The following is a 12222-nucleotide window of genomic DNA, read 5'->3' as shown; positions in this document are numbered from 1 at the left end:
TTCTCATTTATACCCCCATATTTTATGCTCCCTAAAACGATGAAAGCCGCTGTGATTTCCGAATTTGGAAAACCATTGCAGATTGAAGAAGTAGAAGTTAAAAGACCAGGCAGAAATCAGATACTGGTTAAAGTAATTGCCAGTGGCGTATGCCATACAGATTTACATGCCGTATCTGGAGATTGGCCTGTAAAACCGAAAATGCCTTTAATTCCTGGTCATGAGGGCGTAGGTTATGTAGTAGCCCTTGGCCCTGAAGTGACTAATGTTAAAGAAGGCGACCTGGTAGGCGTACCCTGGCTTTACAGTGCCTGTGGCGGTTGCGACCACTGCATTACCGGATGGGAAACCCTCTGCGAAAGCCAGCAAAATGGCGGCTACAGTGTAGATGGCAGTTTTGCGGAGTACGTGATTGCTGATGCCCGCTATGTAGGTCATTTACCTGCAAATTCCAATTTGCTGGAAATGGCGCCAATTTTATGCGCCGGGGTAACCGTTTATAAAGGACTAAAAGAGACAGAAGTAAAACCTGGAGAATGGGTAGCCATTTCTGGAATTGGTGGATTGGGCCATGTTGCAGTTCAATATGCAAAAGCGATGGGCATGCACGTGGCTGCAATTGATGTGGCCGATGATAAGCTGGAGCTGGCCACCAAACTTGGCGCAGATTTAGTGGTCAATGCGATGAAACAGAACCCAGGAGAATTCCTCAAAAAAGAAACTGGTGGGATGCACGGTGCATTGGTCACTGCTGTTTCTCCAATTGCCTTTAAACAGGGATTGGAAACACTGAGACGAAAAGGAACCATGGCTTTAAACGGACTTCCCCCGGGAAATTTCGACCTTTCTATTTTTGATACGGTATTGAACAGGATCACGATCCGTGGCTCCATTGTAGGTACCCGAAAAGATTTACAGGAAGCGATCGAATTTGCTGCTGAAGGAAAAGTTAAAGCAACGGTAACCGCAGCAAAACTGGAAGACATCAATGAAGTATTCGATCAGATGAAGGCCGGAAAGATTGATGGAAGGATGGTCTTACAAATTGCGGATCAATAAATCATAAGAAAATGGGAATCAAGAGAATTGAGGCGACAGCAGCAGCCAAAGCCATCATCGCAAAACTAAAGGAAGAATACGGAGAACTCATGTTTCACCAAAGTGGTGGATGCTGCGAAGGCTCCTATCCGCATTGCTTTGAGAAAGGAGGTTTCCTCGTTGGCTCCAATGATGTGTGTATTGGCGAAATTGAAGGCTGTAAATTTTACATGGCCGGAGATCAGTTTGAATATTGGAAACATACGAAGCTGACACTGGATGTCATCCCTGGAAGAGCAGCTAGTTTTTCTCTTGAATCCACCCTTGATATGGGCTTTCTAATCCACTCCCGGTTATTTACTGAGGAAGAATTGAAAGACCTGGAACCAGTGATACCTGCGGATTAGTTCCGCAGGTATCACCTCATCTGGTTTTCTATCTGTAAAATTGATGCCAGCTTCCCTGGTAATGCTCATCAAAGTTTTCCTTATTATCAAATACAATCGGTAAATTCTCCAGATTGAAATAATTAAACTCATCGTAAGGTTTCAGCAGTTTCAGGTATTCAGCTCTGATTTCCGACTGTATTCCGCTGTCTTTACTCTGCAGCATCTGGTCTTTGGTTAAAAAGAAAAAGGTGGTATAAGCGCCAAAACGGGAAATCTCCCAAAGGTTTTGATCTGCATATTTTGCTTTAAAAGCTTCCACTTCTTCCTTTGAAATCCGCTCATTACAAGCAGCCTGCTCTGCAGATTCGAACTCCTGAAAAATCACCCAGATATCCGAGTTATCAGAAATACCACTGCCTTCATGGGCAAAAGTTTTAAACTTATCGACAACGGCCTTTCTCTTCACTTCATCGTAACCACGGCCATTATGAAAAACCGAGGCCTGTCCCTGAAGTTCAAAAATCAGGCTGAGTTTAGGCCGGTCATTCGGGTCAATTTTATCGTAAATAATATTGATAGGCCGGCAGCCAAATTCTTCTAAAACCCAGTCTGCAAATTTGGAAAAAGAACTATCCAATTCCTTCTCTCCCCTTTTAATCAATTTTGTTGAATGATAATCTCTTTCAGAAGTATACATCATATACCCATCATTTTATATGGCCTTAACGGCCGGATTTTACCCGTCTTCCCTCTGTTTCGGAACTACTTGAGCGCTGACGGGCCCCCTTAACATCTTTACTTCCGAAACGATAGGTACAAGTTAGGCGAAATACCTGACTTTCCCATCTTTCATTCACTACATAATTTTGATCGGCCAACGCACTGGTAATCTTGCTTTTTTGCAATTTAAACACATCATTGGCAGCGAATTTAATGTTCAGCTTATTGTCCATAAAGGACTTACTGGCGCCCAGATCTATTCCATACTGCGCCGCAATCAACAGCGTTCCATAGACTTGTTTGGACTGTAAATAACCTGACCATTCAAATTTTGTAGTTGGGTTTAAGGTCAGTGTTTGTGTTGTATTCAGATTATAAGCCAATCGGCCGCTTTTATAAGGATTCCCTAAAATATCAGGAGTTTGAAAACGGTTGTAATAGGTGGTTAAATTATTATTGGTACTCCACCATTCTGTAATGGCTATTGGATAGCTCAGATTCAGGTTATAAGAATCCTGTTTGGCCAGATTTTGCACAGAGATAAAAATAGTTTTCCTTGCGGTATCGGTGAGCAATACATCCGTCATTACATCACTGGTATGGCTATAGCCGACGGTCACATTTAAGGTCTTTTTGAAGGAATATGAAAACTCAAATGCATTGGTGAACTGTGGTTTTAAGAAAGGATTCCCTTGTCTGTAAGAATATAAATCCAGGTAATCGATAAAGGGATTTAAGGAACTGTAATCCGGACGATCGATCCTGCGGCTATACGATACCCCTACTTCATGGTCTTTTGACAATTCCTGATTGATAAATACACTAGGGAACAAATTGATATAATCTCTTTTCACCACTTTCTTTTCCGTGATGGAATTTCCTTTAGAATTGGTTTGCTCCGCCCTCAAGCCCAATTGAATTGTGGTACTCTTAAATTTAGTTTTAAAATTCGCATAAGCAGCATTGATGTTTTCATCGTATATAAACTGGTTGCTTTTTACCCCATCAATCTGCCATTGGTCCTGAACAAAGTTTTCAAAAAGGAAACTATTGTCTGTACTCACAAAGCTGGATTTTGCCCCGAGGTCTAGCTTCATCGTTTTATTGATGGGATAGGTATAATCTACTTTTGCACCCCATATTTTCACCAGTGAGGGAGTTGAATTTCTAAAAATATAAGATGGTTTTAAAGGTGCTCCATTGGCATTCTTAAATTGGTTATTGAAAATATTATCTTCATCACCATTGTAACGGGAATAATCGACATCCATGCTGATCTCCTGTCCCAAAGTATCCAATGTTCCTTTATAGTTTAAATTATAGGTAATTCCGGTATACTTTCCAGTACTGGTATTTGGCGCTACAACCGAAGAATCCGTCTTACCGGGCTTGTCGCCGATTAAAGTCAGCACATCTGCATTAGATTTTCTGTTGCTATGGTAACCATTTACAAAGAAGCCGATGGTATTATTGTCATTGATGAAATAGTCCATTCCGGCTTTAAAATTCCGGTTTCTGCGTCTGGCATCGGTATGACCAGTCTGGTCGAAATAAGTCTGATTAGTAGCCGTATTGTTGACCCTCATAATGTCAGTTTCCTGGAAACGGTTGTTCAGACCGAAATCTGCATTTCCAAAAATATTGAACTTCTTCTCTCTATGGTTCAGGTTCAGGCCAGTATTGAATTTATAATTTGTGCCATAACCAACTCCTGCCGATAAGGAGCCATTCGTACCATAATTACGGTTTTTCTTTAGTTTGATATTGATGATCCCTGAGTTTCCAGCCGCATCATACTTAGCAGAAGGATTGGTAATCAACTCAATAGATTGAATGGCACTGCCTTCTGTGGAACGCAATAAATTGGCCAGCTGTTCTGCCGAAAGGTAGGTAGGTTTCCCGTCTAACATCACCGTCACTCCCTGTTTTCCCCTCAAGGCAATCTTCCCGTCCTTATCTACTGTCACGCCCGGAGATTTCTGTAAAATCTCCAATGCAGTATTGCCAGTCGCGAGGATACTGTTTTCTATATTCAAGACGGTTTTATCAATCTGTCTTTCTATCAAAGGCTTTTGTTTCACAATATTGACACCTTTCAATTCCTGCGCATCCACCACCATTTGAACTTGTGCAACCTGATGTAAACGTTGATCCGTTCCAATCTGATAAGGACCTTTTACTATTTTCCGGTAACCTACCACATAAATTGAAACCAGGTATTTTCCAGGATGAATGCTTTTGAACTCATAGTTTCCATTGTCACCGGTTAAAGTTCCCCTTACAGAACTGGAATCCTTGGCATTCAATAAACTGATACTGGCATAAGGAAATGCTTTTTGTGATTCATCAAGGACTTTCCCTGAGATCTCTCCCGAAATGACAACCGAATTTTGTGCTTGTGTTCCACTGAAAATAAATAACAAAAGACTGAACAACAAGGGAAAGAAGTAGTATATTTTCGTTTTCATATAGACATAGTTTTTCCACCTACGCTTTTAAGCATATCATCAGGTAAGGTGAATGGTTATGGTGATGGTATTTTCTATGTATAAGATGTATCTAACCGACAGAAGGTTACATAAAATCGAAAATATTTTACAAACATGCGCGTATTTTTACAAAAGCTACTCACAGAACGGGTCATTAAACTGGCCAATAAATACAGCTCCAAACCATCGCCAAAACACGTACATGAGGCACTCAGCGCATTATTTCAAAATATTTTGAAAGATCAGGGGAAGCAGGGGCTAATCCTTGATTTCCATTCAGACCAAAAACTCATCATATTTTCAGATCAGCACAAGGGCAACAGAAATCCCGGGGATGATTTCGCTTTATCGGAAAAAAACTACCTCGCGGCATTACAGTACTACAATGAGGAGCAGTTTCTATACTGCAGCTTAGGAGATAGTGAAGAATTTTGGAAATACCCGGTATGGAGTGTCCTGAAACACAATAAAGCAACTTTTGAGCAGGAAGCCCAGTTTTTAAAACGGGATGCTTTCTTTAAGATTTTTGGGAATCATGATTTATACTGGGACAATGACCCTTTGGCCGGATACCATCTAAAAAAAATATATGGGCGCAAAGTGAAAATTTATGAGGGCATGGTACTGCGCATTCGGCTGGATTCCAGAATCCTGGATATTTTGTTAACCCATGGCCACCAGGGCGACCTGCAAAGTGACGGCAACTGGTTCAGCAAATGGTTTGTCTCCAATGTATGGGCCCCTTTTCAGGCTTACCTCCGCATCAACCCGAATACACCTGCTTTCGACAACCAGTTAAAATCTGCGCACAATGCGATCATGTACGACTGGACTGCCCTGCAAAATAACATGGCTTTAATCACCGGGCATACCCATCAACCGGTATTCAACTCCCTCACCCACCTGGAAAGAACCTACATCCGATTGGATGAAGCCAGAAAAAACGGACAGCAGGATAGGGTCCAGAAACTGGAGGCTGAATTGATTGCCGGTAAAATTAGCGGGGAAACCAGTCCCCGGCAAGTATATTCTAAGAACACCTACTTCAATACCGGATGCTGTTGTTTTAATGATGGAGACATTACCGGCATAGAGATCGGAGATGGAAAAATCCGCCTGATCAAATGGAAATTTATTAAGGATGTCGGCTCCAAACGCTTTGTGCTCGAAGAAACAGAATTGGAAAATCTTCTAGATACCGCGATTTAACTTAAATACTCCAGTTTATTTAACTCCACATAACAGGTTATTAAAACTAAACACCTCAGGACTTGTTTTTTAATCATAACAAAAGAAAGGAATCATCATGAACAAAGAACAGCATCCCAAAAACAGTGGCGTCAGCCAGGGGAATCCGACCTCAGATCGCATTCATCACAATGTTAAAGACGACAAGAAAAAAGTAGGCATTACCAATGGTGGTGGACAACGATCTGATCAGACTTCCAATAAAGACAATGATAGGAAGAGAACGCATAAATAAGACCCTTTAAATCTTCTCTAAAAAATTAAAAACAACACAGCCCTTGTAGAAAATCCTACAAGGGCTGTGTTATTTTTCAGGATTTCTTTCCCGGTTTTTGAATGTAAAATAAAAGATTCCATCCTCCTTTATTTCCCTTAAAAACAATTAAAAAAAATCTTCTTTAAACCCTATGTCGATAAATCAATAAAAATATAATTCTTTTATTTTTCAATCTATTGTTGGAAAAATTCTTAATTTGAATCAAAATTTTGACTAACTCTAGATCAAAATAATAGCCAAAAAACAAATAAAACATGCTTTAATAGGGAGAAATGGGCAATATGCAGCCATTTTTCTAATAAAAAACAGGAAAAGCATAACGTATAAAAACAACAAAAAGTATAACTGAACTAGAATTACACTCATAGGATGGAGAAAAGTAAGTTGATTGTAGATGAGGAAATGCTTGTTCGATTAAAAACCGGAGACAGCAGTGCTTTTGATTTCTTTTATAAGAAATACAGAGGTCGTATTTATGCGAATATTCTAAAAATGGTAAAGTCTTCGGAATTGGCTTCCGACCTGCTTCAGGAAACGTTTGTCACCATTTGGCACAACAGGGATTACATAGATCCCAAACAACCCATTGAACATTATATTTTCCGTATTGCTCAGAATAAAGTCTATGATTTTTTCAGAAAAGCCAGTCGTGATAAAAAACTGGAAGAGCAACTGATCGCCTTGACCATCGGGCAGGAATACAATCCGATTGAAGATGCTTTTCATCTCAAAGAAAACTTTAACCTGCTTGAACAGCAAATAGAGCAATTGCCTCCTAAATGCCGCACCGTTTTTAAGCTTTGTAAAATTGATGGCAAAAGTTATAATGAAGTGAGTTTGATGTTAAATATCTCCCCTGCTACGGTAAATAATCACATTGTGAAGGCTACCAGCATCCTTAAAAAGAATCTTTCGCATATAGATTTTGTATTGTTCATCATTTATTTAACATATTTTAACTAAAATCAACAATTGGAGTAGTTGCTTTTTCTTTTTCAAGCGTATTAGCTTAAAAGAGGAATACAATGAAACCAGTCTCTCAGCTATTTAATCTTTACCTAAGTAATCAATGCAGTCCTGAAGAAGTGAAAGCATTGCTGCACCATTTTGGCAAAATTCAGGAGGATGCGGAACTAAAATCGCTGATCCTGGAAGAACTTGCTCAAGCAGCACCAGAAGATTTCGAATCACAGCCGGAGGTGGTTGCGGTATTTGAGCAAACAGATCAATACCTGAAAAACACGCTCTTCCCTGAAAAAGAAACCCATAAATTCTTCTTATACCGTTATAAGAAATATCTGGTTGCAGCAGCGATGACCGGCTTAATGCTGGGCACAGCTTACCTGTTTTTCCAGGAGTATCAAAAAGGCGTCATTAATGATACACCAGCGGTGGTTCATGATGTACAGCCGGGCAGTAGTAAAGCTACGCTTGTACTGGAAGACGGTTCTACGATTGCATTGACTGCTGACGACAGCGATACCGTGCTGAATCAAAAAGGCATCACCATCAGTAAAACTAAAGACGGCATGCTTGTTTATGAAGTAGACAGCAAAAACGTGACTTCTGAAGTCCCGGCCTATAATGAATTGAGAACGCCTAAAGGAGCGCAGTATGAAGTATTGCTTCCAGACGGCACCCGCGTATGGTTAAACACCTCTTCTTCCTTAAGGTATCCACTGAAATTCGCAAAAAATGAGCGACGTGTCTCTTTAAGTGGAGAAGGATATTTTGAAGTAGAGAAAGTAACTGTGGATGGAAAGCGGCTTCCGTTTTTTGTAGAGACATCCCGACAAGTCGTTCAGGTATTGGGTACTGAGTTCAACATCAGCGCTTACGAAGATGACCAATTGGTAAAAACCACCTTAATGTCTGGAATAGTCAATGTGAGTGGCAAAACAGGCAATAACAGTAAAACACTAAGCCCTGGAGAACAGTCGATCCTGAACTCCGATCATCAGCTTTCCGTGCTGAAAGTAAATCCGGAGAGCGCCCGTGCCTGGAAGAATGGCAATTTCCTGTTTGAGGATGTGCATTTAAAAGAAATTTTAAAGCAATTCGCCAGATGGTACAATGTAGAAGTCGATTACAATGACATTCCCAACACCCGATATAATATCCTGGTATCCCGAAATGAAACACTCTTAAAAGTGCTTCAAATGCTGGAGAAAACAGGGAATCTGAAATTTCAAATCGTAAATAACACCATCAAACTAAACCACTAAAAACCAATGCTTATGTAAAAGTTTACTAAAGAAAAAAGCCGGTTGCACTGCAATGCAACCGGCGATGATTCAGGCAACCGAAAACAATTAATTAACCAATTACCTTACAACTAAACAAATCTATGAATTTAAATGTTCAGCGCAAGCTATTGCTCTGCCTTAGGCGGAATATAATCCTTGCGAAAAACCTAACCACCAAACTTTCACTAACCATGAAATTGACAGCATTTTTAATGGTCATTGCCAGTCTGCAGATTTCAGCTAAAACTTTCTCTCAAAAGATAACCTTATCGGTAAAAAATACACCACTGAGAGAAGTCTTGCAGGAAATTAGAAAACAAAGCGGCTATAAACTGGTATACAACACAGACCTCTTGCAAAAATCAAGGCCCGTAAGTATTTCGGTACAAGACGCTACCATCAATGAAACACTTTATCAGGCGATGAGCAATCAGCCTTTTCAATTTGAAATTGAAGGCAATATCATTCTGATCAATCCTTTGTCGCCAAAAGCGGAACAGGCTTTCCTGATTCGTTCTCAGCAGCAAGTGATTACAGGTAAGGTATCCGACGCAACCGGTCCATTAGTTGGGGCCAGTGTATCGGAAAAAGATACTAAAAATGTAGTCCGCACCAATGCCAAAGGAGAATATTCAATTAAACTGGAAAACCAGGGTTCTACCTTGATATTCAGCTATATCGGTTATATGACCCAGGCTAAAGCAGTGGGCAGCCAAACCGTAATGAATGTAACGCTGAAAGAAGATGAAAATCTTTTATCGGGCGTAGTCGTTACCGGTATGGAGACCATCAAGCGTAAGCTATTTACCGGAGCTACACAAACACTGAAAATGGATCAGATCAAACTGGACGGAGCTACAGACATTACCGGTATGCTTCAAGGTCGTGCTGCCGGGGTAAACGTTCAGAATATCTCGGGTACTTTTGGGGCTGCACCAAAGATCAGCATCAGGGGTGGTTCCTCGATCAAAGGTCAGACTGCACCATTATGGGTAATTGACGGAGTAGTAAGGGAAGATATTGTAGAACAAACTACAAATGACCTGACTTCAGGAAATGCGGAAACCTTAATCGGTTCTACCGTAGCCGGTATCAACACGAATGACATTGAGAGTATTGACATCCTTAGAGATGCTTCTGCAACCTCATTGTATGGTGCAAGAGCCATGAATGGTGTGATTGTAATCACCACAAAAAAAGGAAGAAGAGATACCCCTACTGCTGTGACTTACACTGGAGAATTCTCGGTACGTCAAACCCCAAGTTACAACCAGTTTGACATCCTGAATTCTTATGAGAACATGGGTATTTTAACGGAATTAAAATCTAAAGGATTCCTGAACCAAAGCAATTTAGCTGGGGTAAGTAATTCCGGTGTTTATGGAATGGCTTATGACAAAATGAATACTTATGACCCAATTACGAAAACCTTCCAATTGGGCAATACAGATCAGGACCTGAACCGTTTCCTTCAGAAATATGAAATGGCCAATACCGACTGGTTCAGCACTTTATTCAGACCATCACTGATGAACAACCATACCCTTACTTTTTCTGGTGGTGGTGCTAAAAATGGTTACTATGCTTCGGTAGGTTACCTGAATGATCCGGGATGGACAAAAGCGGACAAAGTAGATCAGCTGGCAGTAAATTTCAAAAACACATTCTATTTTTCAGATAAAGTGAACCTGACCTTGTCGACTTTAAGTTCGATCAGGAAGCAAAAAGCACCAGGAACATTAAACTCCTCTCCTGACTCGTATTTCGGTACAGTGACCAGAGATTTTGACATCAATCCGTTCAGTTACGCCTTATCTACCAGTCGTGTGTTAAGACCGTATGACGAAAATGGCAATCTGGAATATTACCGTAAAAACTTTGCTCCTTTTAACATCCTGAATGAAATTGAGAACAATTACATGGACATCAATGTTAAAGATTTCCAGTTCCAGGCAGATTTCAAATACAAAATTACCGATAAGATCGATTTCTCTTCTATTGGTTCTGCACGTTTTGTGAACTCAGAAAGAGAAGTTTTTGCTTTGGAAAAATCAAACAGAGTTGGCGCCTACCGATCAGCTTCTACTGCTTTAATCAGAGAAAATAACAGGTTCTTATACAGAGATCCGGATGTAGTGGGTTATGTTCCAACTGTAGCCATTCCAAACGGTGGTATTTACTCTAAATACGACAACTCTCTGACCAATTATTACCTGAGAAATACCCTACACTACTATGATAAATTTAATGGAAAACATGATTTAGACATCCTTGCTGCTCAGGAAATGCGTTACATCGACCGTGGTGGAAGTTCATTCACTGGTTTCGGGATGCAGTTTGACGATGGCTATGTACCGTACACAGACATTTCAATCTTGAAAAAAGCATTCAATGAAGGAATCAATTACTTCGAAGTGCCAGCATTCAGAGAGCGTTCTGTGGCCTTCCTTGGTAAGGCAACTTACGGATTCCTGGATAGGTATGTGATTTCTGCCTCAGGAAGATATGATGGTTCCAACAGACAGGGAGAAGCCTCTTCTGCAAGATGGTTACCTACCTGGACGGTGAGTGGTAAATGGGATCTATATATGGAGAAATTCATGCAGGATTTCAATAAAAGCATTGACCTGAGTGCTTTACAATTCCGTGCTTCTTATGGTTTAACGGCAAATACTGGTCCTGCGACAAATGCTTATACGATTTACAAAAATAACGTCAGCATTAACCGTGTGAATGGTGCAGACAGAGAGTCAGTGATCAACATCAGTGAACTGGCCAACAGGTACCTGACCTGGGAGAAACAATATTCTGCCAACCTTGGTTTAGACTTAGGTTTCCTAAACAATAGAGTGACGGTATCCACGGATGTTTATCAGAAAAAATCTTTTGATTTGATCGATGATCTTCAGGCCAGCGGTATCGGTGGTGAGCTGTTAAAAACAGCAAATAATGCAGATATGACTACAAGAGGTATAGAGGTAGCTATCCAGACCACCAATATTACCAATGGTGATTTCAGCTGGCAGACCACCCTTAACTTTGACCATTTCAAACAAAAAATCACAAAACTGGAAGTAAGATCTTCTGTGTTTGACCTGGTTCAGCAGAATGGTGGTAATAGCATTGGCTACCCTAGAGGTTCATTATTCTCCCTGAATTTTGTAGGATTAAATGATAAAGGATTACCTCAATTCAAAGTTAAAGATGCTCAAGGCGACCTGATCACAGTAAGTGATGTAAACATGCAAGACCGTAATAACGTGTTGAGCTACCTGGTAAATGAGGGTTCAGTAGATCCAAACATGACCATGGGTCTATCCAACAATTTTAAATACAAAAACTGGGGATTCAGTTTCTTCCTATATGGTTCTACAGGAAATAAAATCCGTAAAACACCAATTTTCTCTTCTAGCTATACCGAAGGTTTTGTCCCTACAAAAGACTTTGCCAACAGATGGTTGTTAGCTGGTGATGAACTGCGTACGAACGTGCCTGTAATTGCGGATCAGCGTTTACTGGCAGAGGATGGAAACCTGGCAAGAGCTTATAACTCTTACAATTTCTCTACTGCACAAGTGGCTGATGGTACTTTCCTGCGCCTGAGAAATGTGGCACTATCTTATAAATTGAATGAAACCTTAGTGAGAAGAATTGGCTTGAACAATGTTTCTGTGCGTCTTGCAGCAACCAACCCATGGTTAATCTATTCGGATAAAAAACTTAACGGTGCAGATCCTGAATTTTATAACGTTGGTGGGGTAGCTCAACCCGTTTCTAAACAATACATCCTATCCTTGAACATTGGTATTTAATCC

At 40.5% G+C, this 12222-nt stretch carries 9 protein-coding genes; 7 read left to right on the top strand and 2 right to left on the bottom strand.

Going from position 1 to position 12222, the window contains the following annotated elements; genetic code table 11:
* Positions 1-24: 24 nt before the first annotated feature.
* Together adhP and K7X70_RS05930 are read left to right on the top strand one after the other, a co-directional pair.
* Positions 25-1059 carry an alcohol dehydrogenase AdhP gene (gene adhP, locus K7X70_RS05935; protein WP_222536185.1) on the top strand — a complete coding sequence of 345 codons (1035 nt, stop codon included), beginning with the start codon at positions 25-27 and terminating at the stop codon, positions 1057-1059.
* 11 nt (positions 1060-1070) lie between these two features.
* Entirely contained in the window at positions 1071-1445 is a 375-nt protein-coding gene (locus K7X70_RS05930; protein WP_222536184.1) for a DUF779 domain-containing protein, read from the top strand.
* A 28-nt stretch (positions 1446-1473) separates the two neighbouring features.
* Here the strand turns inward: K7X70_RS05930 and K7X70_RS05925 are convergent, their stop codons facing one another.
* Both K7X70_RS05925 and K7X70_RS05920 read right to left on the bottom strand, forming a co-directional pair.
* Positions 1474-2127, bottom strand: a complete 654-nt coding sequence (locus K7X70_RS05925; protein WP_222536183.1) for a hypothetical protein — start codon at positions 2125-2127, stop codon at positions 1474-1476.
* Between the two features lie 22 nt (positions 2128-2149).
* A complete protein-coding gene (locus K7X70_RS05920; protein ID WP_222536182.1) occupies positions 2150-4615 on the bottom strand; it encodes an outer membrane beta-barrel protein in 2466 nt (821 codons plus the stop codon).
* A 135-nt stretch (positions 4616-4750) separates the two neighbouring features.
* On the opposite strand from K7X70_RS05920, the gene K7X70_RS05915 reads away from it, so the two are divergent.
* The 5 genes from K7X70_RS05915 (at position 4751) to K7X70_RS05895 (ending at position 12219) form a co-directional block, all read left to right on the top strand.
* Positions 4751-5845, top strand: coding sequence for a metallophosphoesterase (locus K7X70_RS05915; protein ID WP_222536181.1), 1095 nt, complete (start codon positions 4751-4753; stop codon positions 5843-5845).
* 97 nt (positions 5846-5942) lie between these two features.
* A complete protein-coding gene (locus tag K7X70_RS05910) occupies positions 5943-6119 on the top strand; it encodes a hypothetical protein (protein ID WP_197286306.1) in 177 nt (58 codons plus the stop codon).
* A gap of 411 nt (positions 6120-6530) precedes the next feature.
* Complete coding sequence (locus K7X70_RS05905) at positions 6531-7124, top strand: RNA polymerase sigma factor (protein ID WP_222536180.1); 594 nt, start codon at positions 6531-6533, stop codon at positions 7122-7124.
* Positions 7125-7186: 62 nt separating this feature from the next.
* The gene (locus tag K7X70_RS05900) at positions 7187-8386 is read left to right on the top strand and encodes a FecR family protein (RefSeq protein WP_222536179.1); all 1200 of its coding nucleotides are present in this window, start codon (positions 7187-7189) and stop codon (positions 8384-8386) included.
* Between the two features lie 212 nt (positions 8387-8598).
* Positions 8599-12219 carry a SusC/RagA family TonB-linked outer membrane protein gene (locus K7X70_RS05895; protein ID WP_222536178.1) on the top strand — a complete coding sequence of 1207 codons (3621 nt, stop codon included), beginning with the start codon at positions 8599-8601 and terminating at the stop codon, positions 12217-12219.
* The last annotated feature ends 3 nt before the right edge of the window (positions 12220-12222 follow it).

The organism is Pedobacter polysacchareus (assembly GCF_019802255.1).
GTDB classification, from domain to species: domain Bacteria; phylum Bacteroidota; class Bacteroidia; order Sphingobacteriales; family Sphingobacteriaceae; genus Pedobacter; species Pedobacter polysacchareus.
This window is presented reverse-complemented; position numbering and strand designations above follow the sequence as displayed.